Source organism: Hydrogenophaga pseudoflava (assembly GCF_004353865.1).
Lineage (GTDB): Bacteria > Pseudomonadota > Gammaproteobacteria > Burkholderiales > Burkholderiaceae_C > Hydrogenophaga > Hydrogenophaga pseudoflava.
In genome coordinates this window covers 2,181,139-2,205,537 of record NZ_CP037867.1, presented here as the reverse complement: position 1 = coordinate 2,205,537, position 24,399 = coordinate 2,181,139, and the positions used below count along the sequence as shown (strand labels likewise).

The window sequence follows — 24,399 nt, the reverse complement described above, 5'->3', positions numbered from 1 at the left end:
TGCTCAGGCCGCCGCCGCCTCCGGCTCGCTGGCCTGACCGGCCTCGATGGTGATGCGCCGCTCGCAGCGCTGGGCGATGCCCCGGTCGTGCGTCACCAGCACCAGGGTGGTGCCCTGCTCGCGGTTGAGCTCGAACATCAGCTCCATGACCTTCTCGCCGGTCGCAAAGTCCAGGCTGCCGGTGGGTTCGTCCGCCAGCAGCACCGCCGGCTGCACCACGAAGGCCCGCGCCAGCGCCACGCGCTGCTGTTCGCCGCCCGACAGCACCTTCGGGTAGTGGCCAAGGCGCTCGCCCAGGCCCACGCGCTGCAGCATGGCGGTGGCGGCGCTGCGGGCATCGCGCCGGCCGGCCAGTTCCAGCGGCAGCATCACGTTCTCCAGCGCGGTCAGATTGCCCAGCAGCTGGAAGCTCTGGAACACGAAGCCGAGCTTCTGGGCGCGCAGCGCCGCGCGCTGGTCCTCGTCGCGGGCGAACAGGTCCACGCCATCGATGAACACAGTGCCGCGGGTCGGTGTGTCCAGCCCGGCAATGATGGACAGCAAGGTGCTCTTGCCCGAACCCGAGGCACCGACGATGGCGGCGGTTTCCCCTTGGCGCAGGGAGAAATCGATATCGCGCAAAATCGTCAGCGTGCCCGTGGAGTCGGTGACCGACTTGAACACATGCTGCACCACAATCATTTCCTGAGCCATGTAGTCCGCCCTGAAAGGCCCGACAGTTGAAACGACGCCACTTTAACGCCCTGCTCTGCGCCGCCGCCGGCGCGGGGTCAATCGCGCCGGTCTTCGCACAAACGGCCGCCACAGCGGCCAACGTGCTGGTGGTCGGCGACTCGCTCAGTGCCGAATACGGCCTGCGGCGCGGCAGCGGCTGGGTGCAGATCCTGCAGGAACGCATGATCAAGGAGGGCATTCCGGCGCGCATGGTCAACGCCGGCATCAGTGCCGACACCACCTCAGGTGGCCGGTCCCGCCTGCCGGCGCTGCTCAGGCTGCACAAGCCGGCGGTGGTGATCATCGAGCTGGGCGCCAACGACGCGCTGCGCGGCCTGCCGCTGAACATGACGCGCGACAACCTGACCGCCATGACGAGGGCCTCGAAGGTGGCCGGTGCCAAGGTGGTCCTCGTCGGTATGCAGGTGCCGCCCAACTACGGCAGCCAGTACACCCGAGACTTCCGTGACCTCTTCCAGCAGGTGGCCAGCGCGGAAAAGGTCGCCCTGGTGCCCTTCCTGCTCAAGGGCGTGGCCGACCTGCCCGACCCGACCCTGCTGTTCCAGGACGACCGCATCCACCCCAACGAGGCCGCCCAGGCCACGATCGCCAACAACGTCTGGCCGGTGCTCGCGCCCCTGCTGCCGAAACGATAATCGGCGGATGCCTGTCCGTACCCTGCCCGCCACCGAGGTGCTGCACCGCCTTGGCGAATTTGACGCCGTCATCGACGCCCGTTCCGAAGACGAACATGCGCTCGACCACGTGCCCGGTGCGCTGAACTGGCCCAGCCTGAACAATGCCGAACGCATCCTGATCGGCACCATGTACAAGCAGGTCGACGCCTTCGAGGCCAAGAAGCGCGGCGCAGCGCTGGCCGCGCGCAACATCGCCGCACACATTGAACGGGAAGTGCTGGACAAGCCCAAAGGCTGGAAACCGCTGGTCTATTGCTGGCGCGGCGGCAACCGCAGCGGTGCACTGGCCACCATCCTGGGCGCGATCGGGTTCCAGGTCACGCTGATCGAGGGAGGCTACAAGGCCTGGCGCGCCGCCCTCGTGAACGACCTGTCTGCACAGGCGCAGCGCCTGCACTACCGCGTGGTCTGCGGCCCCACCGGCAGCGGCAAGACACGCCTGCTGCACGCGCTGGCGGCCGAGGGCGCTCAGGTGCTGGACCTTGAAGGCCTGGCCCGCCACCGCAGTTCAGTGCTCGGGCACATCCCTGGGGTCGAACAGCCCAGCCAGAAGCGATTCGACAGCCTCGTTTGGGAGGCCCTGCAGGCCTTCGACCCGGCGCGCCCTGTGTTCGTCGAAAGCGAGAGCAAGAAGGTGGGCAACCTCCGTGTGCCCGATGCACTGATCGACGCCATGCGCGCCAGCCCCTGCATCGACCTGCGACTGCCCGATGAAGAGCGCGTGGCCCTGCTGATGGAAGACTACGACTTTTTCGTGAAGGACAGCGAGCACTTCTGTCGGCGGCTGGAAGCGCTGACCGAGTTGCGCGGCAAGGCGGTGGTGGGCGAGTGGATCGAAAAAGTGCGCGCCGGCCGCACCAAGGAAGTGGTGCTGGACCTGCTCAGGCAGCACTACGACCCGACGTATGCGGCATCCATAGAGCGCAACTTTGCGCTCCATGCCCAAGCGCTCCCCTGCAGCCTGGGCTCTGGCTCAGATCAATCGATGCGCGTGGCCGCTCGCTCGCTGCTGAGCCCGGCGGGCTCGCAGCCCCTCCCCGACGAAAGTTAGCCGATCAGCCGGCGGAAGTGGGGCTCGCGTCTGAGCTGTCGCCGGCATCCGGCTTTTGGCCGGCATCCGGCTTTTGGCCGGCGTCCTGCTCATCAGGGCTGCCGTCTCCGTGCGACTTGCGCTCGGCCTTGTTGCGCAGCTTTTCCTCTTTCTTCTGCTTCTTGGCGAGCTCGCGTTGGCGTTTTTCGTATCCGTAGTTGGGTGTGGCCAAGGGGGTGTTTCCGAGGTTGATGTGGTGAATTGGTCAGGTGTGAAGGGCCACAAGGGCTTGGGCCAGGTCGGCCCTGAGATCATCGGCGCTTTCCAGGCCGATGGCAAACCGCACCAGCCCACCTTTGTGCGCCCAGGGCCGGGTGCGGATCGCCGGCACGTTGTACGGCGCGCAGAGACTGATCGGTCCCGCCCAGCTCCAGCCTGGCCTGAACAGCCGCAGGCGGTCACAGAAGGCGTCGATCTGGGACTGGGAGAAGCGCTCGTCGAACACGGCGCTGAACAGACAGGCCGCCGCAGTCGCTTCGCGTGCCCATGCTTCATGCCCCGGAGAGCCCGCCAGCGCCGGATGCAGAACACGCACGACGCCCGGCTGGTCCTGCATCCAGGTGGCCAGCGCCCTTGTGGTCGCATCCTGCGTCTGGTAGCGCAAGGGCATGGAGGCCAGGCCCCGCAGCACCAGCTCGGTGTCGTTGCCGCTGACACCCAGACCCAGACGCATGTGACACATCAGTAGCTGGTGGTGCAGTGCGTGGTCGCGCGTCACCACGGAGCCCATCAGCACATCGGCGCCCCCGCTGGGGTACTTGGTCAGCGCCTGCATCGAGATGTCGACCCCCAGGTCGAACGGGCGAAAGGCGATGCCGGCGCCCCAGGTGTTGTCCAGCGCGGTCAGGATGCGGCGTTCGGGCGCTCTGCCGTCGTTCGCCTGACGCACCGCCGCCACCAGCGCGGGAATATCCGGAAACTCCAGCGTGATCGAACCCGGTGCCTCGATCCACACCAGGCGCGTGGCGGGTGACAGACGGCTGACCAGATCCGCAGGATCCAGCGGGTCGTAGTAGCGGTGGGTGATGCCCCAGTGCGCGAGCTCACCAGCTGCGAACGCCTTGCCCGGACCATAGGCGTTGTCGGGCAGCAGCACCTCATCGCCCTGGCGCAGGAAGCTCATGTCGACCAAAGTCAGCGCCGACAGGCCGCTGGGCGCCAGCACGCAATACTGCCCACCCTCAATGGTGGCGATGCGCTCTTCCAGCGTGAAGGTGGTCGGCGTGCCGTGCAGGCCGTAGGTGTAGCCGCTCTTGTCGGCCCACTCCTGCGTGCGAAGGGCCTGCACGTCCTTGAACAGGACGGTGGACGCCTTGTGCACGCCGGGCGCAACGGCGTCAAAGCCCTCGGGAGGGCGGTATGGATGATGGATCAGTCGGGTGGACAGGTCTGACATTGAGTTCAGAGCTTCCACTTTTCGAGCAACTGCGCCGGCCGCATGCTGTCGTAGCTCTCGAAGGGTTGATGGATCCAGGGGTTGGTCGGCAGGAACTCGACCGAGTAGTCGGGCGTGAACACCGAAACCGCCTTGGTCCAGATCACGGCGCTGCGCAGCTCGCTGATCGGCTTGTAGTGATTCTTGAGGGTGTCGATCACGGCCCTGAGCGTGTGGCCGGAGTCGGCCAGGTCATCGACCAGCAGCACCTTGCCGGCAATCTCGCCTCTGGGCGTGGTGATGTAGCGAGCGATGTCGAGGTTGCCCTGCTCGGTCCCGGCGTTGGCGCGGTAGGAACTGGTGGACATGATCGCCAGCGGCACGTCAAAGATGCGCGACAGGATGTCCCCGGGCCGCATGCCACCACGCGCAAGGCACAGAATGGTGTCGAACTCCCATCCGGACTGGTAGACCTTGAGCGCCAGCTTCTCGATCAGGTTGTGATATTCGTCGTACGAGACGTAGAGGTGTTTGCCGTCTTCGGTCAGCATGCGTGTCTTCCGTTCGTGGTCGCGGGTTGGTTCATTCTGCACCAGAGCAACGAGGCTCAGGAACTGAACGGATGGTGAAGCAGGATGGTGTGGTCGCGGTCTGGACTGGTCGACACCACGTGGATCGGCACGCCAGTGGTCTCCTGGATGCGGTCCAGGTAGCGCTGCGCGTTGACCGGCAAGTCCTCATAACGCGTCTTGCCGACCGAGCTCTCGGTCCAGCCCGGCAGGGTTTCGTAAATCGGCTTGCAGCGAGAGATCTCATCGGCGCCGGCGGGGAGGATGTCGATGATCTCGCCATCCAGCTCGTAGCCGGTGCACAGCTTGAGCTCGGACAGACCGTCGAGCACGTCGAGCTTGGTGATGCACAGGCCGGTGAGACCGTTCACCTGGGCCGAACGCTTGAGCAGCGCGGCATCGAACCAGCCGCAGCGGCGCGAGCGCCCTGTGGTCACCCCTTTTTCAGCACCCACGGTGCTCATGTGGTACCCGGGAGTGCCGGGGACTTCCCAGTCCAGCTCGGTCGGGAAGGGGCCGCCACCCACCCGCGTGCAATAGGCCTTGGTGATGCCCAGCATGTAGTGCAGCATCTGCGGCCCGACGCCGGACCCGGCGGCTGCATTGCCGGCCACACAGTTGCTCGAGGTCACGAACGGGTAGGTACCGTGGTCGATGTCCAGCAGCGTGCCCTGGGCGCCTTCGAACAGCAGGTTGGCACCCGCCTTGTGGGCCTCGTTGAGCTCACGGGACACGTCGGCGATCATGGGCTTGATCAGTTCGGCCTGGTGCATGGCCTCGTCATAGACCGCATCAAACTGGATCTCGCCGTCCTTCATGTAACCCGCGATCTTCTCGTCCCAGGCCAGTTCGGCGGAGTGGAGGAAGGTCTTGAGCACGTGGTTGTGCAGCGCCAGCAACTCGCGCAGCTTGGTCGCGAAGCGCTCGGGATACTTGAGGTCCATCACGCGCAATGCGCGGCGGGCGATCTTGTCCTCGTAGGCCGGTCCGATGCCGCGGCCCGTGGTGCCGATCTTCTCGTTGCCGGCCTTGACCTTGGCGGCCTCGCGGGCAACGTCGATCGCAGCATGGAACGGCAGGATCAGAGGGCACCCCTCACTCACCCGCAGACGCGAGCGCACTTCCACACCGGCCTTTTCCAGACCCACGATCTCTTCAAAAAGCTTGCCAACCGAGAGCACCACGCCATTGCCGATGTAGCACTTCACGCCGGGACGCATGATGCCGCTGGGAATCAGGTGCAGAGCAGTTTTGACCCCGTTGATCACCAGCGTGTGTCCAGCGTTGTGACCACCCTGAAAACGCACGACCCCCTGCGCGGACTCGGTCAGCCAGTCAACGAGCTTGCCTTTGCCTTCATCGCCCCACTGCGTACCCACGACCACCACGTTGCGTCCCGCAGAAGCGGCGCTGCTGTTCTTGCTCATTGCTTGATTCCGGTTAAAGGGATTTCACTGTCCAGGCACCCGCGCGCGCCGGATCGGGCACCAGTTCGCGGTCGCAATGGAACTCGTTGACTTCATGGTCATGACCCGGCAGGGCACAGACGACGGTATGGCCCTGGGCCCGCAGCTCGGCGACGGTTTCTCGCAAGCCAGGCTCCATGCCCCAGGGCGAACGGATGGCCGCCACCAGAGGACGAGGCTCCACCGCACCAACCAGTTCCTTGAGGTCCAGGCTGAAGCCAACCGCAGGGCGTTTGCGCCCGAAGACCGCCCCCACCTCGTCGTACCGGCCTCCGCGCGCCAGCTCCATCGCAGCACCTTGCGGCCCTTGAGCAAACACGGCAAAGCGCATGCCGGTGTAGTAGGCGTATCCGCGCAGATCCGCCAAGTCGACGGAGACAACAACGTCATCACCCGCAGCGTGGTCGGCCAACCATTGGAGGTCGTCCAGCGCCAGCGTCAAAGCAGCGGAAGGGGTCAGCAGGGATCGCGCCCTGGAAATAACAGAGGCGTCACCAAACAGTCCTGGTAGCGACATCAGGTCGTTGCACACCGCGTCAGGAAGGCCTTTGGTCAGCTCGGACAGCCCTGGCACATCCTTGCCTGCGAGAGCAACATGGATGGCGCGCACCGTGTCGGCCGGCAGCGGCACCGGCGAAAGGACGGCGTCGATCACACGCACATCCGCGAGATCAAGCTGCAGCCGCCTAACGCCGGCATGACGAAGACAGGCCTGAGCCAGCTCCAGCACCTCCAGATCTGCCTCCAGGCCGGCATGCCCATAGATTTCGGCGCCAAACTGCAAGGGCTCCCGACTGGCCAGGGGACGGTCGACCCGGGTGTGAACCACTGGCCCGCAGTAACTCAGACGGGCCACACCCCGCCGGTTGAGCAGATGGGCATCGATTCGCGCGACTTGCGGCGTGCTGTCGGCACGAAGCCCCAGCGAGCGGCCGGACAGCTGATCAACCAGTTTGAAGGTCATCAGGTCCAGCGCTTCACCGGTACCCGTGAGCAACGAGTCCAGATGCTCGACCATCGGCGGCATCACCAGCTCGTAGCCATAGCCGCGGGCGGTGTCCAGCAAACCCCTGCGAAGTTCTTCGATGTGCCGTGCCTCGGACGGCAGGACATCGGCAATGTGATCCGGGAGGACCCAGGCAGACATGTGAAATGAAGGGGGCTGTTAAAAACGTGATTTTACCGGGAGCTGCGCCCCGGTTTGGCTGTTGCTGCTCAGGCGACCCACCACCAGAGCGTCAGGCCGCAGAGAAGGCAGATCAGACCGAAAAAACGGATCTGGCCATCGCGCATGCGCAGCATTTCGGAAAACACGCGGCGCCAGACTCTGGGCGCCACAAAGGGCATCAGCCCTTCGAAGATGAGGACCAGCGCCAGCGTGGGCCAGAACAGGTCGTAAAGCGCAGTCGTCACTCAGCGGGCTGCCGGAGCGCCGCGCATGGCCTTGAAGAACTCCGAAGACGGGTCCAGCACCATCACATCCGACTTACCGGTGAAGCTGGCCTTGTACGCTTCCAGGCTGCGATAGAACTGAGCGAACGCCGGGTCTTTGCCAAACGCCTCACCATACAGCGCAGCGGCCTTGGCATCGCCCTCGCCTTTCACCGCCTGCGCCTGCTTATAGGCATCGGCCAGAATCACCTCGCGCTGGCGGTCGGCATCGGCGCGAATCTTCTCTCCCTCGGCAAAGCCGGTGGAACGCAGTTCATTGGCCACCCGTTTGCGCTCGGTTTCCATGCGCTGATAGACCGATGCCGTGATGCTCTCTGCATAGTCCACGCGCGTGATGCGCACATCGACCACATCCATGCCCCAGGGCTTTTCAGCACCGGCCACTGCGCGCAGCACCTCGCGCTTGACGTCCTCCATCAGCTCTTCGCGACGGCTGGACAGCAGTTCGTTGAGCGTGCGCTTGTTGACCTCTTGCTGGAAGGAGTTGCGCACCACCCGGTTCAGCTGCAGCGCGCCGGCGCTTTCATTCAGACCGACGTTGCGGATGTACTGCTGAGGCTCGCTGATGCGCCAGCGCACATACCAGTCGATCACCACGCGCTGCTTTTCCGCCGTCAGCGTCGGCTCCGTATCGCTGCTCTCCAGTGTCAGCAGCCGCTTGTCTATGTAGGACACATTCTGGACCAGCGGAATCTTCCAGCCCAGCCCAGGCTCGGTCACGACCTTCTTGATTTCCCCCAGCTGAAACACCACGCCAAACTGGCGCTGGTCGACCACGAAGAACGTGGCGCTGAGAAACGCCAGAGCCACCAGGAAAGAGGTGACGATAAATCCAAGCTTGTTCATGTCTCGAAATCTCCGGACGTCTTGCTTCAGCGGCTCTCACGCTCGCGCGAGCGGGCATTGCTGCTGTTCGTGGTGGCAGGCGCCGGGACCTGCGAGCTGGTCACGGGAGGCGTCACCGCAGCAGATGCCGAGGGCGACTGAGTGACCTGCTGCATCAACTTGTCCAGCGGCAGATACAACAGGTTCGAGCCAGCCTTGCTGTCGACCATCACCTTGGTGACGTTCGAATAAATGTCGGACATGGCGTCCAAGTACATGCGGTCGCGGGTCACCTGTGGCGCCTTCTGGTATTCGGTCAGCACCGCGCGGAAACGCTGGGCATCACCATCGGCCTGGCCGACGATGCGCGCGCGGTAACCCTCCGCCTCGGCAGCCAGGCGAGAGGCTGCGCCGCGCGCCCTCGGCACCACGTCGTTGGCATAGGCCTGGGCCTCGTTTTTGGCGCGGTCGCGCTCCTGACTGGCCTTGAGCACGTCGTCAAACGCCGCCTGCACCTGCTCGGGCGGCCGCACATGCGTCAGGTTGACGCCTTCGACCACAACGCCCACCTTGTAGCGATCCAGGATGGTCTGCATCAGCGCCCGCACCCTCGGAGCGATCTGGTCGCGCTCCTCCACCAGGGCGGCATCCATCTTCATCTTGCCGACCACCTCGCGAACCGCGGTTTCGGCAGCCTTCACCACAGCAGACTCAGGATCGCGACTTTCGAACAGGTAAGCCCGGGCATCGCTGAGGCGGAACTGCACGACCAGCTTGATGTCGACGATGTTCTCGTCTGCGGTCAGCATGGACGACTCACGCAGCCCGGTGGCGGGCACGATGGCGTCACGCCCCACGTCCACCGAACGCAACTGGGTCACCGCCACAGTCTCATGGCGCTCGATCGGGTACGGCATGCGCCAGCTGATACCTGCCCCCACCGTGTTGCTGTACTTGCCGAAACGCGTGATGACCGCCTGTTGGCCTTCCTGCACGATGAAGAAGCCCGTCCCCAGCCATATCAGCAGCGCCACCAGACCAATCAGGCCAGCACCGATACCCGCCGATTTGGGGCTGGGGTTGAAGCCCGGTGTGCCTCCACCATTGCCACCGCGATTCCCGCCGCCTTTTCCACCCAGCAAACCACCCAGCTTGCGGTTGAAGTCGCGCCACAGTTCGTCCAGGTCCGGCGGCCCCTGGTTGGGACCTTGGGGACGCTGCCCCCGGGGCTGAAGGTCGTCTTTTTCACCCGGTTTGGGGTCGGAGTCGCCGCGCTGGGGCTCTTCGCCTCTCCCCCAACGGGGGTCGTTCAGGTTGAACACACCCAGCAGCCTCGCCCGCCAACCCGGACGGACCCCGGCACCAGGACCGCCGGAGAGGGATTCCATATTCACATTCATGGATGGTCAACTCTTGTTTCGGATCAAAACCACATTGTGCCCAATCAGGGCGCCGGATCATCGGAGGGGGCATCTTCCCCAGATGGCTCACCGCCAGCGACACGCTCCAGCACGATCGACGCCAGCAAGGCCCTCAACTCTGGCAGGCCGGTGCCCGCCAGCGCACTTACGAAGATACGAGGCACGCTTTGGCCGTCGAGTTCCATGGCGTCCTGCAGCACACGGGGTGCACTGGCTGGATCCATGGCGTCAAGCTTGTTGAAGACCAGTATCTGTGGCACCTGGTTCGCCCCGATCTCCTGCAGGACACCCTGCACCGACGCGATCTGTTCCAGGTGCGATGGGTTGGATGCATCGACCACATGCAGCAACAGATCGGCGTCGGCCGCTTCCTGCAGCGTTGCAGCAAACGCATCCACCAGTCCGTGCGGCAGGTCGCGAATGAACCCCACCGTGTCCGATAGCGACACCGACCGCCCCGCCTCACCGAGATACAGTTGCCGGGTGGTGGTGTCCAGCGTGGCGAACAACTGGTCGGCGGCATATGCGCGCGCCTTCACCAGCGCATTGAACAGCGAAGACTTGCCAGCGTTGGTGTAACCCACCAGCGAGATCGCAAACGCATCGCGCCGCTCTCGCTGCCGGCGCTGGGTCGCGCGCTGCTTCTTGACTTTCTCCAGCCGGTCCTTGGTTCGCTTGATGGCCTCGGCGATCATCCGACGGTCCAGTTCGATCTGCGTCTCACCCGGACCTCCGCGCATGCCAATCCCCCCGCTCTGGCGTTCCAGGTGGGTCCAGCGCCGGACCAGACGTGTCGAGAGGTACTGAAGGCGCGCCAACTCCACCTGGAGCTTGCCTTCGTGGCTGCGGGCGCGCTGCGCAAAAATCTGAAGGATCAGCAGGGTCCGGTCATTGACCGGCAAACCCAGCGCACGCTCGAGGTTGCGCTGCTGGGCCGGGCTCAGGGCCTGGTCGAACAGCACCTCGCTGGCACCAGTGGCCTGCGCCAGCATCCTGATTTCTTCCGCTTTGCCCGAACCGACAAACAACGCAGGATCGGGTGCCTTGCGCTTGCAGGTGACGCGATCAGCCACAGCAAAACCGGCCGTCTTCGCCAACAGGCCAAGTTCTTCGAGCGAGTGATCGAAATGGGGTAGACCGAAGTCCACCCCCACAAGAACAACCGACGGATGCGCCGGTGCGGAGGTACCTGAGGGGATCAAGAGCCGGAAGATTCGTCCGCACCGACGGCGGAGAACTGGACCGGGCGACCCGGAACGATGGTGGAGATCGCGTGCTTGTACACCATCTGGGTCACAGTGTTGCGAAGCAGAACGACGTATTGGTCAAACGATTCAATCTGGCCCTGCAGTTTGATCCCGTTCACCAGGTAGATGGAAACGGGCACATGCTCCCGACGCAACTGGTTCAGAAAGGGGTCTTGCAAGAGCTGGCCTTTGTTATTGCTCACGATATGCTCCGTGTTCAAAAATGAAGTGGATAAGGGAACGCACCATACCACACCGATGGCGAGCGCAGGAAGACGCCCGCGCGGACCTATTCCTTATAGGGATTGTCGGAGGTCTTGAACTCGATCCGCAGGGGCGTTCCGACCAGATCGAACGCCTTGCGGAAACGGCCTTCCAGAAAACGCTTGTAGGCGTCAGGCACGTGTTCCAGCGAGTTGCCGTGGATCACGATCACCGGCGGGTTCATGCCGCCCTGGTGGGCGTAGCGCATTTTAGGCCGGTACATGCCTACCTTCTGAGGCGCCTGAAAGGCAACCGCCTCCTGCAGCAGGCGGGTCAGCATGGGCGTTGGCATCTTGCGCATGGCGGAGGCCTGAGCCTGCACGATGGATTTCCAGACCGGACCAAGCCCCTGGCGCTTTCGCGCTGAGATCAGGTGCAGAGACGCAAATTTAAGGAACGCCAGCCGCGTTTCAATTTGCCGTTCGATTTGTTCGCGCTGGTAGCTGTCCACCGCATCCCATTTGTTGATCGCGAGCACCACCGCACGCCCGCTTTCGAGGATGTACCCGGCAATGTGGGCATCCTGATCGGTCACCCCCTGCGTGGCGTCGAGCAGCAGCAGCACCACATGGGCGCTTTCGATGGCCTGCAAGGTCTTGACGACGGAGAACTTCTCGATCGCCTCAAACACTTTGCCCTTGCGGCGCAGCCCCGCGGTATCGATCAGTTCGAACTTCTTCCCATCGCGCTCGAACGGAACGGAAATCGCATCGCGCGTGGTTCCCGGAAGATCGAAAGCCACAAGACGCTCTTCGCCCAGCCAGACATTGATCAGGGTCGACTTGCCGACATTGGGCCGCCCGGCCACCGCCAGCCGGATCACCCCCTCCACCGGTTCTGCAGCCTCCTCGTCGTCCTCCGAAAACCCCTGGATGGCATCCAACGCCTTTTCCAGCATTCCTCGTACACCCTGCCCGTGAGCACTCGACACTGGCAGCACCTCACCCAGCCCGAGCTCGAAGAACTCGGCCAGCTGCACGCCCTGCGTCATGCCTTCGGCCTTGTTTGCCACCAGAATGGTGGGCTTGCCCAAGCGGCGCAGGTACTGTGCGATGTCATGATCCTGCGCGCTCAGTCCGGCGCGCGCGTCGACCACGAACAGCACCACGTCGGACTCTGCCACCGCTTGCCGCGTCTGCTTGGCCATCTCGCGGTAGATGCCCTCGCTGGCTTCGGGCTCGAAACCTCCGGTATCGATCACGATGTACTCGCGCTTGCCCAGATGCCCGTTGCCGTAGTGGCGGTCGCGTGTCAGCCCCGCAAAGTCGGCCACGATGGCGTCGCGGGTACCGGTCAACCGGTTGAACAGGGTGGATTTGCCGACATTGGGCCGCCCCACCAGGGCGATCACGGGTTTCACGAACAGGTGCTTTCGATCAGCTCGCCCTGAGGGCGAATGGAAAATTTACTGCGAGCGCCAGGCAAACACGCCGCCGTTGCGCGTCTGGACCACCAGCGCAGGACCAGACAGCACCGGCTGGGCAAGCACGGCCGACCCATCGGTGCTGAGACGGGTGAGCTCACTGCCATCCGCCGTCGACAGCAGGTGCACCTGCCCGGACTGGTCTCCCAGCGCCAGCAGCCTGCCCAGAACCAGCGGGGCCGTCAGATCCCGGAACTTCAGTCGGTCCAGTTCCCAGACCTTCTCACCACTGGCCCGTTGCCAGACCAGCACCCGACCATCCGTTTCGGTTCCCGCGACCCACTGCGCGTCGCCATGCACGCCCACCACACCTTGTGCTGCCTTGTTCCAGACGGAGCGACCGGTATTTGTGTCCACGCAGGACACCGCCGAGTTGTACGCACGCGCACAGACGCTGGCACCCTGGCGACTCACAGGTCCGACGAGGTCCACGAGACGCTCAACCTCATTGGTACCGCGGGAGTTGGCAACCGGCACGTCCCACCGGGGCGTCCCGTTGTCAGGATTCAAACCCACCAGCCGACCCGACAGCCCGGCGACCAGGGTGTCTCCGACAGCCAGCAGGACCCCGCCCTGCCGCAGCACCAGAGGCTCGCCTGGTCGGGTCTGCGTCCACAACTTCGCACCGGTACGGCCATCGAACGCCAGCACACTGCGGTCGGCCGTCAGAACAAACACCCGCTGGCCCGCGACCAGCGGTGACGTGTAAGAGGCTGCGGGAAGCTGCGCCCGCCAGAGCTCCCGCCCCTCCGCCATGGCCACGAGCTGGTGTCCCTGGGTCACCACGGCGGCCACATCCCCATCACTGCCAGCGCCCGTCGACAACGGCGTGTTGAGGTTCACTCTCCAGACGTCCCGACCGGATGTGGCATCGACCACCGCCACCGTGCCGGAACCACCCGCCAGGTAGACCCGCCCCTGATGGGCGAACGGCGCCAGCGTGAGTGCCGATGCACCGACCTGGGTGGACCAGATCAGCTGTGCCGATGCCCGGTTCGCTGGTGGCGGCAGCTCCGCAGGCTTGACCTTGGCCGGCCCCGATGAGCATGCCGCAAGCACCACCACAGCAGCTGCCGCCGCCAAGCGCTTCATCATGAGGACAGAACCCCGGGCCACTGGCTTCACTGCGCCACCCCACTTGCCGGGGACGGCGCCACGTTCACGCCCAGCGCCGCCAGCTTGACCTGGACCAGCTGCCGATACTCGGTGCGCTCGTTCATGGCGTCCCACGCCTTCTGGTACTGGGTCTTGGCTTCGTCGGCCTTGCCCTGCGCCATCAGCACATCGCCCCGGCGGTCGGCGGCGAGCGCTGCGTAGGCTTCGGGCATCGGCGCTTCCAGCACCTTCAGCGCTTCGTCGTAGGCTTGGGCCTGCAGGTGCACGCCAGCCAGCCGCAAACGGGCCACAGCCTTGTAGGAATCATCGGAGCCACTGTCGGCAACCCAGGACAAGGCCGCCTTCGCTCCGTCGGGCTTGCCGGCGTCGAACAGGCTCTGTGCCGCGAGCATCGCCCCCTGCGCCGCGAAACTGGTTCCGCCAAATTTGTCCTTCATGTCGGCCAGGGCACGCTCGATCTTCTCGGCGTCGCGCGCATCGGCGGCACGTTCAATTTCGTCGTAGAGCGCCGCTGCCTTGATCGACTGGCTGCGCTGCCACCAGTTCCAGCCATTCCAGGCAGCGAACCCGCCGAGCACCACGATCAGCGCCCAGGTGATCAGATTGCCGTACTGCGCCCAGAAGTGCTTGAGCTGGTCGATCTGTTCCTGCTCTTCGAGGTCTAAATGAGTGGCCATGGCTGTTGTTTGGTTGAAGTCGTCGGATTGTAGGTGGTGGGGTGGCGCGCCAGACGGGTGTCAGAAGCCGCGCAACCCCGGCCCCCAGGCGGCCACTTCCGCCAGCGGCTGCAGTTGTTGTCCGGTCTCGGCGGCCCGGTCGCCACGCAGGGACTTGAACGCCACCATGCCCTGCTCCAGTTCCTGGGCGCCGAACACCAGCGCGTACCGCGCGCCGCTCGCATCAGCCTTCTTGAACTGGGACTTCATGCTGCCCATGCCCTCGGCGCCACCGGCGTGCATCGCGACCGACACGCCCTGCGCACGCAGTTGGCGGAGCAGCGGCATCGCGACCGACAGGGCAGAAACGTCCGGAATCACCGCGTAGGCATCCGGCGCCACAGGCTCGGGCAACCGCCTCTGCTCCTTGAGCAGTTCCAGGATGCGCTCCATGCCCAGCGCCCAACCGACCGCCGGCGCCGCTTTGCCACCGATCTGCTCGAACAACCCGTCGTAGCGTCCGCCGGCACACACCGTGCCCTGCGAGCCCAATTGCGTGGTCACAAACTCGAACACCGAGAGGTTGTAGTAGTCCATGCCTCGCACCAGGCGCGGGTTGATCCGGTAGGCAATGCCCTGGGCATCCAGCAGCGCCCGAAGGCGGTTGAAATGGTCCAGCGACTCGGCGCCCAGGAAAGCCATGAGGTGCGGAGCCCCGTTCACCATGGCCTGCATGGCGGGGTTCTTGGTGTCCAGGATGCGCAGCGGGTTGCTGTGCAGGCGGCGGCGCGCATCCTCGTCCAGCAGGTCGGCGTGTTCTTCCAGGTAGCCGATGAGCGCCTGCCGGTGGGCCAGACGTTCGGCCGGCTGCCCGAGGCTGTTGATCTCCAGCTCGATGCCCTCCAGGCCCAGCTCAGCCCACAGGTCGCAGGCCATCACGATCAGCTCCACGTCCACATCGGGCCCGGCAAACCCGAGCGCCTCGGCGCCAAACTGGTGGAACTGGCGGTAACGGCCGCGTTGGGGGCGCTCGTGGCGGAACATCGGGCCCATGTAATACAGGCGCTTGCCGCCGTCGTAGAGCATCGAGTGCTCGACGGCGGCGCGCACCACGCCCGCCGTGTTCTCCGGGCGCAGGGTCAGCTGCTCACCGTTGAGGCGGTCTTCGAAGGAGTACATCTCCTTCTCGACGATGTCGGTCACTTCCCCCAGACCCCGGATGAACAGGGCGGTCGGTTCCACGATGGGGGTGCGCACGTTGCGGTAGCCGTAGCGGCGCATCAGCGACCGCAGCGTGTCTTCCAGCCACTCCCAGTGCGCGGACACGGGAGGTGCAATGTCGTTCATGCCTTTGACGGCGCTCAGTTTCTCTGCCATGGATCTCTCAGCAATGTGGGGCGGCGGGTGCCGCCATCGGCTCAGGCGGTGCCGCCGAACCGCTTCTGGATGTAGTTTTCGACGATCTGCTGGAACTCGGTGGCGATGGCCTCGCCCCGCAAGGTCATCGCCTTCTGGCCGTCGATGAACACCGGCGCCGCAGGCGCCTCACCGGTTCCCGGCAGGCTGATGCCGATGTCGGCGTGCTTGCTCTCGCCCGGGCCGTTGACGATGCAACCCATCACGGCGACCTTCATGCTTTCCACGCCCGGGTAACGTGCGCGCCATACCGGCATCGAAGCCCGCAGGAAATCGTCGATCTGTTTGGCCAGCTCCTGGAAGGTGGTGCTGGTGGTGCGGCCGCAACCAGGACAGGCAGTGACACTGGGCACGAACGTGCGCAGGCCCAGCGCCTGAAGGATCTCGGAGGCCACCACGACCTCCTGGGTCCGTGCCTCACCGGGCTGCGGAGTGAGCGACACACGGATGGTGTCGCCGATGCCCTGCTGCAGCAGCACCGACAGCGCCGCGGTGGAAGCCACAGTGCCTTTCGCCCCCATGCCAGCCTCGGTAAGGCCGAGGTGCAGCACATGGTCGGTGCGGCGCGCCAGCTCCTGGTAGACCGCGATCAGGTCCTGGACCCCCGACACCTTGCAGGACAGCATGATGTTGGCGGGATTCAGGCCGATCTCTTCGGCACGGCGAGCGGAGTCCAGTGCCGAAGTGATCAGCGCCTCATACATGACCTGGCGCGCATCCCAGGGTTCGGCCCGCTGGGCGTTGTCGTCCATCAGCCGAGCCAGCAGGTCCTGGTCCAGGCTGCCCCAGTTGACGCCGATGCGGATCGCCTTGTCGTGGCGGGCGGCAATCTCGACCATCTGTGCGAACTGCCGGTCGCCCTTGTCGCCGCGCCCCACGTTGCCCGGATTGATCCGGTATTTGGACAGCGCCTCGGCGCAGGCGGGGTGGTCGGTCAGCAGGCGGTGGCCGTTGTAATGAAAGTCACCGATCAGCGGCACATGAATGCCCATCCGGTCAAGCTGTTCCCGGATGTGCGGCACGGCCTGCGCCGCCTCATCGTTGTTCACCGTGATCCGCACCAGCTCGGAACCGGCCAGTGCCAGCTCCTTGACCTGAATGGCGGTCCCGATGGCATCGGCGGTGTCGGTGTTGGTCATGGACTGCACGCGCACCGGTGCACCGCCGCCAACGGTGACCTCGTGGTCACCCCACCTCACCACGCCGGGACGGCTGTGCCGCACACGCGGTGCGCTGACGGCGATGGGCTGCGGCTCGGCAGGACTTACTCGATCAGGAAGAGTTGCTCTGAGCATGGTCATTTCACCTGGAAGCGCGCCACGCTGTTGCGTGCAAGCGGCATCACATCAAAGCTCTGGCCTCGCACCGTCACCTGGACCGCGTCGGCCCGGCCGACCACCACCGAGTACGGCGGTGAAGCGGAAAAGTCAAGCGAATCGCCTGGTTTGAGCATGCGCTGCACCTGGGATACGCCCTTGCCATCCACCACCTCGACCCACGAAGCACCGACAGCCTGGATGCGCAAGAGCGCCACGTCTGCGACATCCGCGGAGGCGGCCGCTGCAGCGGGCACCGGCACCGGTGCCGCAGCAGGGTTTTCTCCTGTCGCCGGTTCGGTCTGTGTGACAACAGTCTGCGATCCGCCCGAAGAGGTTTCGGCAGTCGCTGCCGCGGGAGGGGGCAACGACACCTCTGGTCCGGGCTCCACCCGCTCCGAAGCGTCGACCGCTGCAGACGGTGCCGCTTGCCGGAACTGGTCGATCGTTGGCCCCCAATCAGGGGACAACAGCAGGCCCGCGGCGGCCAGCACAAGCAGGAGAGACGCCAGCACTGCAGGCCGCCGCATCCATTCGACAGCGGGCGTATTCGCACCCTCCTGGGCGGGTTTGAAAGGTGCATTGATGGTATTCGGCGTATCGCCCAGCGTGGGTGTACGACCGAAAGGAATCTGCTCCAGCACGGGCCCCGGGTCGATCTTCAGATGCCGGCAGGCGCTGGAGGCAAGCGCCCTGGCGAACGTCAGATCGGGCAGTTCCTCGTAGCGGCCAGCCTCCAGCGCCTCCAGTTTCTTGACAGGCACCTTGAGCGCCGCCGCCAGCGCAGCAATGTGCAGGCCGGCCGCCTCTCTCGACTGCTGCAGCAGCACCGGCCGCATCCAGGCCATATCCTGGGACATGGTCGCCTCACTCATTGAAAGCCCCCCGCTGGTAAGACGCCCATTCCTTGGAACGGGGGAACCGGCGCTGCAGTTGCTGGGCCAATTGCTCGACCACCTGGACGTTGTTGAGCCTGCGCTCGATCTTGATGCCGAGCCAGAGGGTCTCGGAGTTGGCCTGCTCGGAGTTGTTGATGCGACGGATCACAAACTGCGCCTTGGTGAATTCGCCCCTGAGGTATTCCAGATTCGCAAGGTTGTATCCCACGAAGGGGTTGGCCGGATCGAGTTCGTACGACCGCGCGAAGCTGGCCTCCGCCTCGGCGGCCTGCCCCATGCGCAACTGGCAGGTGCCCTGCATCATCAGGGTCTTGGCCTGGTTGACGTACAAGGGATTGGACAGCGCGCTGCGGAACAGTGCCACGCCCTCGGCGTACCGCTGCCGCTGACAGAGAAACACGCCGTAGTTGTGCATGGCGTCGGCGTCGCGCGGATTGATCTGGAGCGCACGGCGGAAGCTCTCTTCAGCGAGCACCGGCTCGTTCAGCCGCATGTACACCAGTCCACGCAGCGAGTAGGCGGGCCCGAAGCTGGCGTCGGCCGCCAGGGACTGCTTGATCTGATCGAGGGCCACCGACGTCTGTCCCTGCTCGAAGTAGCCCGCCGCGAGCTCCAGCCGGAGCCTTGCCCGCTTGCGTCCTTCGGGCTCATCCGATTCGGTGATGGGCTCCGTGCCCGTACCCGCGCTGGCGTTGGCACTGGTGCCAACGGACGTGGCAGCACAGCCACCCAGCCCCAACATGACCCCCAGCAGCAGCATCCCCAGAGCACGAACCAGCCATGCAGACCGACCGACCTGCGGGGCCGATCCGGGCAGAGTTTCTGATCGCGCGCTGAAATCGTTCATGCCTGTCATTCCTTGGCTGGGTGCACAAATCGGATGGGTTGGGCCGCAGCGATCCGCCTGGCGACCTGGGTTCGGTCCATCACGTCTCCAGCCAGTTGGCCGCAGGCTGCATCGATGTCGTCACCACGCGTCTTTCGCACGGTGGTCACGATGCCAGCCTCGCTGAGGATCCTGGCGAACGCCTGCACCACAGGACGCGGCGAACACTTCAGGCCGGAGTCGGGAAACGGGTTGAAGGGTATCAGGTTGAATTTGCACGGAACACCCCGACCACCGTGATGCCGCACCAGCTCCAGCAACTGCGCGGCGTGCTCAGGCTGGTCATTGACCCCGTCCAGCATGCAGTACTCGAACGTGATGAAGTCGCGCGGCGCAGCCGGCAGATAGCGCAGGCAGGCATCCAGCAGCTCGGCAATCGGGTACTTGCGATTGATGGGCACCAGGACATCGCGCAACTGGTCGTTGGGCGCGTGGAGCGACACAGCCAGCGCTACCGGGCAGTCCTTGGCGAGGCGGTCGATCATGGGCACCACGCCCGAGGTCGACACCGTGACGCGCCGCCTTGAGAGCCCGTAGCCATGGTCGTCCAGCATCACTCTCAGCGCTGGCACCAGGGCGCTGTAATTCTGCAAGGGCTCACCCATGCCCATCATCACAACGTTGGTGACCACACGCTCGGACGACTTCAGGTGCTGGCGCAGGAAGTGCTCTGCGTGCCAGAGCTGGGCCAGGATTTCTCCGGTCGTCAGATTGCGGGAGAAGCCCTGGTGACCGGTGGAGCAGAAGCGGCAGCCCACGGCACAGCCCGCCTGCGAAGACACGCACAGCGTGCCACGGTCGTCTTCTGGGATGAACACGGTTTCGACGGCGTTGCCGTCGCCCACATCGAACAGCCACTTGATGGTGCCGTCGGCCGAATCCTGGCGCGAAAGCACCGGCAGGCCGGTGATGGAGCAGACCGATGGGAGCTTTTCACGCAGGCTCTTGGCGAGATCACTCATCTCGTCGAACCGCGAAGCACCCTTCTGATGAATCCAGCGAAACAGCTGGACGGCGCGGAAGCGCTTTTCGCCCAGCTGTTCGCAAAAGGCGGTCAGGCCCTCGAGATCGAAGTCGAGCAGGTTGACCGTCATGATGGCATGGTCAGCCCGCAATCAGCGCGAGTAGACGTTCATGCCGGGGAAGAAGAAAGCCACTTCCACGGCAGCGGTTTCGGGGGCGTCGGAGCCGTGCACGGCGTTGGCGTCGATGCTGTCGGCGAAGTCGGCGCGGATGGTGCCGGCGGCGGCCTTCTTGGGATCGGTGGCGCCCATCAGGTCACGGTTCTTGAGAATGGCGCCTTCGCCTTCCAGGACCTGGATCATCACGGGGCCGGAGATCATGAAGCTCACCAGATCCTTGAAGAACGGACGCTCCTTGTGCACGGCGTAGAACTGCTCGGCTTCGCGCTGCGACAGGTGGGCCATCCGGGCGGCCACAACCTTCAGGCCGGCTGCTTCGAAACGGGCGTAGATCTGGCCGATGACGTTCTTGGCAACAGCGTCGGGCTTGATGATGGAGAGGGTGCGTTCGATGGCCATGATGGTCCTTGGAGCAGGTTATGAAATAGAAATCGTGCGCCTTGCGGCAAAGCCCTTGATTCTACATCGCGCCCATGTCAACACACCCGATACCCTCAGGGGCACGCCGGGCTCAGCGCCCTCCGGACCGCCCTGGCTTCCGGCCCTTCTGCGGCATCTTGTCGCGTGCAGCGTCGCGCTCCCTGCGCCGTTGCAGCGAGTCCTGCCCGATGTATCCATACGAGGTTTTCATGGGGTCCGGCTGTCCGCCCGCCCCGGCACCCTTGGCGGGTGCCTTGCCAGGACTCTTTCCAAAGCCCCTCGCACCAGCCCCGGCAGGCTTGCCGTCCTTGGCAAAGGACGCTCCGGCGCGCGCTCCGCCGCCTTTCCCGTCGGGTCGGGGCCCCTTTCCAAAGTGCCGGCCACGCCCACCGGTGTCACGGACAGAAGCCGGGCCCTCGCCGCTTTGCGGCATACCGGCCGCGGTGGTCAGACGCTCAATGTCCCGATGATCCAGTTCAAGCCAGACACCTCGTTTGAGCCCCCGCGGAAGCATCATGGCGCCATAGCGGATGCGAATCAGGCGGCTGACGGCGTGACCCACCGCCTCGAACATGCGACGCACCTCGCGGTTGCGACCTTCGGCGATGGTCACCCGGTACCAGCAGTTGGCCCCTTCGCCACCACCATCCTCAATGGACGCAAACTGGGCCATCCCGTCATCAAGCTTCACGCCATCAAGAAGGCGCTGCTTTTCTTCAGAGGACAACGCGCCCAGCACGCGCACGGCGTATTCCCGCTGCAATCCGAACCGGGGATGCATCAGCCGGTTGGCCAGCTCGCCGGAGTTCGTGAGCAGCAGCAACCCCTCCGTGTTGAGGTCCAGGCGTCCCACGGACTGCCACTTGCCGGTCTGCAGACGGGGCAGGCGGCGGAATACCGTGGGCCGGTTCTGCGGGTCGTCGTGTGTCACCACCTCGCCAGCGGGCTTGTGATAAGCGAGTACCCGCGGCGGAGGTGGCGCGATGCGAACACGCACCGGCTTGCCATTGACCTTGATGGTGTCCCCGTACTGGATGCGCTGACCGATGTGCGCCGGTTCACCATTGACGGAAATGCGCCCCTCCAGAATCAGCTGCTCCATCTCCAGCCGCGAACCCAGCCCCGCCTGGGCCAACACTTTGTGGAGCTTGGGGGAGTCGGCCTCGGGCTGCAGCACGCGCTTGGAAGGGAGAGGCAGGTCCTGTTCCTGCACGGCATCAAATGCCCCGCTGACCACATCATCAAAGGCCATACTGCCGGAAACCGGGGCCGCGGCGGGCGCAGACGCGGGCACGGACCCGGCAGGCGATGCAGCCTGACCTTCGTCCAGAGCGGTTTCATTCGGCTGTCGGGGGGGCACCATGTTCATGCTGTTCCTGAAAAAGTTCGGATGTCTGGGATTCAACGGGCTCTCCCGCCTGCTCCGGGGTGCTGCCGCCCAAGGCGTCAAAGTCCAGCCGCCCCAGAGCGGACTCCTGAACCTCGCTGCTGTCCAGCGGCGGCAGCTGATCAAGCGACGACAGGCCGAGGTCGTCCAGAAACTGGCGCGTCGTGGCAAACAGCGCAGGCCGCCCGACGGTTTCCCGGTGGCCGATGACCTCGATCCAGCCCCGGTCTTCCAGCTGCTTGAGGATCAGGGAGTTGATGGTCACGCCCCGAATGTCCTCCATGTCGCCCCGCGTCACGGGTTGTCGGTAGGCAATGATCGCCAGTGTTTCCATGGCCGCCCGCGTGTACTTGGGTGGCTTCTCAGGGTGCAGCCGGTCCAGGAAAGGTCGCAACTCAGGACGGCTCTGGAAGCGCCAACCGGAAGCCACCTGGACCAACTCCACGCCTCGACCAGTCCATTCGGCCTGGAGGTCCGTCAACAGGGTTTTGAGTGTGTCGGCCGACACCTCTCCATCGAACAGCACGCCCAGCTCCCTGATGGACAAGGGTTGGGGCGCACAGATCAGGGCCGTCTCGACGACGCGCCGGGCATCCGAAGTGTTCATCGGTGGTGCCTGAAAATGAATAATGGGGGTCCTGACAAAGCCGCAACAGCGGCAGCGGGCGTCGCGCAGGACTGACCGAGTGCTACAGGAATCGGGAATGGACGCGACGCTTCAAAGGCCCTGAGGGCTGTTGAAACCGGGTCTACAGATCGCCTTCATTGTAACGGAGCCCCGCGGCGTCCAAGGCGGCCCGGAAATCGGCTGGTACTGCGCTGGAAAAGCCCAGCTCGGCACCCGACACCGGATGGCTCAGACGCAAGCGCGCTGCGTGCAACGCCTGCCGCTGCATGCCCCACGCCACGCGACCACCATACAGCGCATCGCCCACAAGCGGATGACCAAGCCAGGCCATGTGCACCCGAATCTGGTGCGTTCGGCCGGTGTGAAGCTTGCAAGCCACCAGGCACGCCTGATCGACGGTATCCATCACCCTGAACGTCGTGCGAGCCGGCTTGCCTGCGGTACTGTCTTGGCGTAGAACGGCCATCCGCAAACGGTTGGCCGGGTCGCGCCCTACCGGCTGGTCGACCTCACACAGCTCGTCTCGCCGCCAACGGCCATGACCGATGGCCAGGTACTCGCGCTGAACCTCGCGCGCAGCGATCGCCCGCACCAGACCATCTACCGCACGACGGCTCTTGCCCACGAGCATCAGGCCGGAGGTGTCCTTGTCCAGCCGATGCACGATGCCGGCGCGCGGCAAGCTGGCGGCGCCGGGGTGGTGGGCCAGCAGCCCGTTGAGCAGCGTACCGGTCCAGTTGCCGGCCGCAGGATGAACCACCAGCCCCACCGGCTTGCAGATCACCATCAGGTCCTCGTCCTCGTAGACGATGTCCAGCGCCATGGACTGTGCCACAAAGGCCATGGCCTGCTGCGTGGGTCGCAATTCGACCCGGAGCCGACCGCCAGCCACCAATCGCGCCGAGGGCTTGGCGGCCAGCCGGCCATCCAGCGACACCGCACCCTCCGCCATCAGCTGCTGGAGGTACGACCTCGAAAGCTCGGGCACCAGGGTGGCCAGCGCCTTGTCGATGCGCCAACCGTGCATGTCTGCAGGCACAGGGAGGTCGCGCACCTCGGTGTCCGCCAGCACATCGGCGGCGTCGACTTCAACCTCGGTCGCGCCGGGTCCGTTCCCCCCCCCCGTCGATATAATTTCTGCAGCCAATCCGGTGTTCCAGTTGTGAAGGTAAGCGTGTGATTCCTCGTTCGAGATTATCGGTCGTGCCCCTGTGTGCCGTTGCCGCCGCGCTGAGCTTCTCGGGCTGCAGCTCCACTCCCGTGGACCCGACCAAGGACTGGAGCCCTAACAAGATCCACAGCGAGGCGATGGACGAGCGCAACGCGGGCAACTACGAAAAGGCCATCGGCCTGTACGAGAAGCTCGAAGGACGTGCGGCCGGCACGCCTCTGGCCCAGCAGGCCCAGCTCGAAAAGGCCTACACGCAGTACAAGGCTGGCGAGCAGGCCCAGGCATTGGCCACCATCGAGCGCTTTCTGCGTCTGCATCCGGCCAGCCCTGCGCTGGACTATGCGCTCTACCTCAAGGGCTTGGTGACATTCAACGAAAACCTCGGTCTTCTTGGCTCGCTCGTCCAGCAGGACCTCTCCGAACGCGACCAGAAAGCGGCCAAGGAGTCGTTCGAGGCGCTGCGCGAGGTGGTCACCCGTTTCCCTGACTCGCGCTATGCACCGGATGCCCGGGCGCGCATGACCCACATTGTCAACTCGCTGGCACAGTCGGAAGTGCATGTGGCCCGCTATTACATGAGCCGTGGGGCGTACCTCGCGGCCATCAACCGCGCGCAAACCGCCATCACCGACTACCCCAAGGCACCGGCCCTGGAAGAAGCCCTGGCCATTCTCGTGAGCAGCTACGACGCACTCGGAATGACCCAGTTGCGTGACGACGCCAGACGGGTGCTTCAATCCAGCTTCCCGAACAGCGCCTACCTCGGTCGCACGCAGAGCATCGGCGGCAAGCCGTGGTGGAAGCTCTGGTGACGCCAC

General features: G+C 64.8%; 26 protein-coding genes. 3 read left to right on the top strand and 23 right to left on the bottom strand.

Going from position 1 to position 24,399, the window contains the following annotated elements; translation table 11 throughout:
- Positions 1–3: 3 nt before the first annotated feature.
- Entirely contained in the window at positions 4–693 is a 690-nt protein-coding gene (locus HPF_RS10710; RefSeq protein WP_066154161.1) for an ABC transporter ATP-binding protein, read from the bottom strand.
- 26 nt (positions 694–719) lie between these two features.
- On the opposite strand from HPF_RS10710, the gene HPF_RS10705 reads away from it, so the two are divergent.
- Positions 720–1,370 (top strand): arylesterase, encoded by a 651-nt coding sequence (locus HPF_RS10705; RefSeq protein WP_066154164.1) that lies wholly within the window; start codon positions 720–722, stop codon positions 1,368–1,370.
- Between the two features lie 7 nt (positions 1,371–1,377).
- Positions 1,378–2,463 (top strand): tRNA 2-selenouridine(34) synthase MnmH, encoded by a 1,086-nt coding sequence (gene mnmH / locus HPF_RS10700; RefSeq protein ID WP_133156575.1) that lies wholly within the window; start codon positions 1,378–1,380, stop codon positions 2,461–2,463.
- A gap of 4 nt (positions 2,464–2,467) precedes the next feature.
- Here the strand turns inward: mnmH and HPF_RS10695 are convergent, their stop codons facing one another.
- From HPF_RS10695 to HPF_RS10590, 22 genes are all read right to left on the bottom strand, one after another.
- Positions 2,468–2,674, bottom strand: a complete 207-nt coding sequence (locus HPF_RS10695) for a hypothetical protein (protein ID WP_133156574.1) — start codon at positions 2,672–2,674, stop codon at positions 2,468–2,470.
- A gap of 33 nt (positions 2,675–2,707) precedes the next feature.
- On the bottom strand, positions 2,708–3,898 hold the full coding sequence (locus tag HPF_RS10690) for a PLP-dependent transferase (RefSeq protein ID WP_133156573.1): 1,191 nt from the start codon (positions 3,896–3,898) through the stop codon (positions 2,708–2,710).
- A gap of 5 nt (positions 3,899–3,903) precedes the next feature.
- On the bottom strand, positions 3,904–4,428 hold the full coding sequence (locus HPF_RS10685) for a phosphoribosyltransferase (protein WP_066154176.1): 525 nt from the start codon (positions 4,426–4,428) through the stop codon (positions 3,904–3,906).
- A gap of 56 nt (positions 4,429–4,484) precedes the next feature.
- Positions 4,485–5,873 (bottom strand): adenylosuccinate synthase, encoded by a 1,389-nt coding sequence (locus tag HPF_RS10680; protein ID WP_133156572.1) that lies wholly within the window; start codon positions 5,871–5,873, stop codon positions 4,485–4,487.
- A 13-nt stretch (positions 5,874–5,886) separates the two neighbouring features.
- Complete coding sequence (locus HPF_RS10675; protein ID WP_066154182.1) at positions 5,887–7,059, bottom strand: ATP phosphoribosyltransferase regulatory subunit; 1,173 nt, start codon at positions 7,057–7,059, stop codon at positions 5,887–5,889.
- Between the two features lie 68 nt (positions 7,060–7,127).
- The gene (locus tag HPF_RS10670; protein ID WP_066154185.1) at positions 7,128–7,325 is read right to left on the bottom strand and encodes a DUF2065 domain-containing protein; all 198 of its coding nucleotides are present in this window, start codon (positions 7,323–7,325) and stop codon (positions 7,128–7,130) included.
- The gene (hflC, locus tag HPF_RS10665) at positions 7,326–8,210 is read right to left on the bottom strand and encodes a protease modulator HflC (RefSeq protein ID WP_066154188.1); all 885 of its coding nucleotides are present in this window, start codon (positions 8,208–8,210) and stop codon (positions 7,326–7,328) included. It lies immediately after the preceding gene.
- Positions 8,211–8,236: 26 nt separating this feature from the next.
- Complete coding sequence (hflK, locus tag HPF_RS10660) at positions 8,237–9,577, bottom strand: FtsH protease activity modulator HflK (protein ID WP_066154192.1); 1,341 nt, start codon at positions 9,575–9,577, stop codon at positions 8,237–8,239.
- 56 nt (positions 9,578–9,633) lie between these two features.
- Entirely contained in the window at positions 9,634–10,812 is a 1,179-nt protein-coding gene (hflX, locus tag HPF_RS10655; protein WP_371836593.1) for a GTPase HflX, read from the bottom strand.
- Positions 10,809–11,060, bottom strand: a complete 252-nt coding sequence (gene hfq / locus HPF_RS10650; RefSeq protein ID WP_066154195.1) for an RNA chaperone Hfq — start codon at positions 11,058–11,060, stop codon at positions 10,809–10,811. The genes hflX and hfq overlap by 4 nt, the downstream gene beginning before the upstream one ends.
- An 86-nt stretch (positions 11,061–11,146) precedes the next feature.
- The gene (der, locus tag HPF_RS10645) at positions 11,147–12,481 is read right to left on the bottom strand and encodes a ribosome biogenesis GTPase Der (RefSeq protein WP_066154198.1); all 1,335 of its coding nucleotides are present in this window, start codon (positions 12,479–12,481) and stop codon (positions 11,147–11,149) included.
- Between the two features lie 45 nt (positions 12,482–12,526).
- Positions 12,527–13,639, bottom strand: coding sequence for an outer membrane protein assembly factor BamB (gene bamB / locus HPF_RS10640; RefSeq protein ID WP_243721726.1), 1,113 nt, complete (start codon positions 13,637–13,639; stop codon positions 12,527–12,529).
- 26 nt (positions 13,640–13,665) lie between these two features.
- Positions 13,666–14,337: a YfgM family protein gene (locus tag HPF_RS10635; protein ID WP_133156571.1), complete on the bottom strand. Its 672-nt coding sequence runs from the start codon at positions 14,335–14,337 to the stop codon at positions 13,666–13,668.
- 60 nt (positions 14,338–14,397) lie between these two features.
- Positions 14,398–15,693 (bottom strand): histidine--tRNA ligase, encoded by a 1,296-nt coding sequence (hisS, locus tag HPF_RS10630; protein WP_133156570.1) that lies wholly within the window; start codon positions 15,691–15,693, stop codon positions 14,398–14,400.
- A gap of 41 nt (positions 15,694–15,734) precedes the next feature.
- A complete protein-coding gene (gene ispG / locus HPF_RS10625) occupies positions 15,735–17,027 on the bottom strand; it encodes a flavodoxin-dependent (E)-4-hydroxy-3-methylbut-2-enyl-diphosphate synthase (RefSeq protein WP_133156569.1) in 1,293 nt (430 codons plus the stop codon).
- A gap of 2 nt (positions 17,028–17,029) precedes the next feature.
- A complete protein-coding gene (locus HPF_RS10620; RefSeq protein ID WP_165961682.1) occupies positions 17,030–17,908 on the bottom strand; it encodes a RodZ domain-containing protein in 879 nt (292 codons plus the stop codon).
- Between the two features lie 7 nt (positions 17,909–17,915).
- Positions 17,916–18,794 carry a type IV pilus biogenesis/stability protein PilW gene (pilW, locus tag HPF_RS10615; protein WP_243721725.1) on the bottom strand — a complete coding sequence of 293 codons (879 nt, stop codon included), beginning with the start codon at positions 18,792–18,794 and terminating at the stop codon, positions 17,916–17,918.
- 5 nt (positions 18,795–18,799) lie between these two features.
- On the bottom strand, positions 18,800–19,927 hold the full coding sequence (rlmN, locus tag HPF_RS10610) for a dual-specificity RNA methyltransferase RlmN (protein WP_174545237.1): 1,128 nt from the start codon (positions 19,925–19,927) through the stop codon (positions 18,800–18,802).
- Between the two features lie 21 nt (positions 19,928–19,948).
- Entirely contained in the window at positions 19,949–20,374 is a 426-nt protein-coding gene (gene ndk / locus HPF_RS10605) for a nucleoside-diphosphate kinase (protein ID WP_066154216.1), read from the bottom strand.
- 112 nt (positions 20,375–20,486) lie between these two features.
- Complete coding sequence (locus HPF_RS10600) at positions 20,487–21,764, bottom strand: pseudouridine synthase (protein ID WP_133156567.1); 1,278 nt, start codon at positions 21,762–21,764, stop codon at positions 20,487–20,489.
- Positions 21,733–22,389 carry an SMC-Scp complex subunit ScpB gene (gene scpB / locus HPF_RS10595; protein ID WP_079366176.1) on the bottom strand — a complete coding sequence of 219 codons (657 nt, stop codon included), beginning with the start codon at positions 22,387–22,389 and terminating at the stop codon, positions 21,733–21,735. The genes HPF_RS10600 and scpB overlap by 32 nt, the downstream gene beginning before the upstream one ends.
- 142 nt (positions 22,390–22,531) lie before the next feature.
- Entirely contained in the window at positions 22,532–23,557 is a 1,026-nt protein-coding gene (locus HPF_RS10590; RefSeq protein ID WP_424955192.1) for an RluA family pseudouridine synthase, read from the bottom strand.
- Between the two features lie 32 nt (positions 23,558–23,589).
- Here HPF_RS10590 and HPF_RS10585 point away from each other — a divergent pair, with 32 nt between their 5' ends.
- The gene (locus tag HPF_RS10585) at positions 23,590–24,393 is read left to right on the top strand and encodes an outer membrane protein assembly factor BamD (RefSeq protein ID WP_079366235.1); all 804 of its coding nucleotides are present in this window, start codon (positions 23,590–23,592) and stop codon (positions 24,391–24,393) included.
- Positions 24,394–24,399: the final 6 nt, after the last annotated feature.

Coding starts and splice junctions, on each gene's coding strand:
- HPF_RS10710 (WP_066154161.1), bottom strand. CDS start 693: ATGGCTCAGGAAATGATTGTGGTGCAGCATGTGTTCAAGTCGGTCACC.
- mnmH (WP_133156575.1), top strand. CDS start 1,378: ATGCCTGTCCGTACCCTGCCCGCCACCGAGGTGCTGCACCGCCTTGGC.
- HPF_RS10690 (WP_133156573.1), bottom strand. CDS start 3,898: ATGTCAGACCTGTCCACCCGACTGATCCATCATCCATACCGCCCTCCC.
- HPF_RS10685 (WP_066154176.1), bottom strand. CDS start 4,428: ATGCTGACCGAAGACGGCAAACACCTCTACGTCTCGTACGACGAATAT.
- HPF_RS10680 (WP_133156572.1), bottom strand. CDS start 5,873: ATGAGCAAGAACAGCAGCGCCGCTTCTGCGGGACGCAACGTGGTGGTC.
- HPF_RS10675 (WP_066154182.1), bottom strand. CDS start 7,059: ATGTCTGCCTGGGTCCTCCCGGATCACATTGCCGATGTCCTGCCGTCC.
- hflC (WP_066154188.1), bottom strand. CDS start 8,210: ATGAACAAGCTTGGATTTATCGTCACCTCTTTCCTGGTGGCTCTGGCG.
- hflK (WP_066154192.1), bottom strand. CDS start 9,577: ATGGAATCCCTCTCCGGCGGTCCTGGTGCCGGGGTCCGTCCGGGTTGG.
- bamB (WP_243721726.1), bottom strand. CDS start 13,639: ATGATGAAGCGCTTGGCGGCGGCAGCTGCTGTGGTGGTGCTTGCGGCA.
- HPF_RS10635 (WP_133156571.1), bottom strand. CDS start 14,337: ATGGCCACTCATTTAGACCTCGAAGAGCAGGAACAGATCGACCAGCTC.
- hisS (WP_133156570.1), bottom strand. CDS start 15,693: ATGGCAGAGAAACTGAGCGCCGTCAAAGGCATGAACGACATTGCACCT.
- ispG (WP_133156569.1), bottom strand. CDS start 17,027: ATGCTCAGAGCAACTCTTCCTGATCGAGTAAGTCCTGCCGAGCCGCAG.
- HPF_RS10620 (WP_165961682.1), bottom strand. CDS start 17,908: ATGTCCCAGGATATGGCCTGGATGCGGCCGGTGCTGCTGCAGCAGTCG.
- pilW (WP_243721725.1), bottom strand. CDS start 18,794: ATGAACGATTTCAGCGCGCGATCAGAAACTCTGCCCGGATCGGCCCCG.
- rlmN (WP_174545237.1), bottom strand. CDS start 19,927: ATGACGGTCAACCTGCTCGACTTCGATCTCGAGGGCCTGACCGCCTTT.
- ndk (WP_066154216.1), bottom strand. CDS start 20,374: ATGGCCATCGAACGCACCCTCTCCATCATCAAGCCCGACGCTGTTGCC.
- HPF_RS10600 (WP_133156567.1), bottom strand. CDS start 21,764: ATGAACATGGTGCCCCCCCGACAGCCGAATGAAACCGCTCTGGACGAA.
- scpB (WP_079366176.1), bottom strand. CDS start 22,389: ATGAACACTTCGGATGCCCGGCGCGTCGTCGAGACGGCCCTGATCTGT.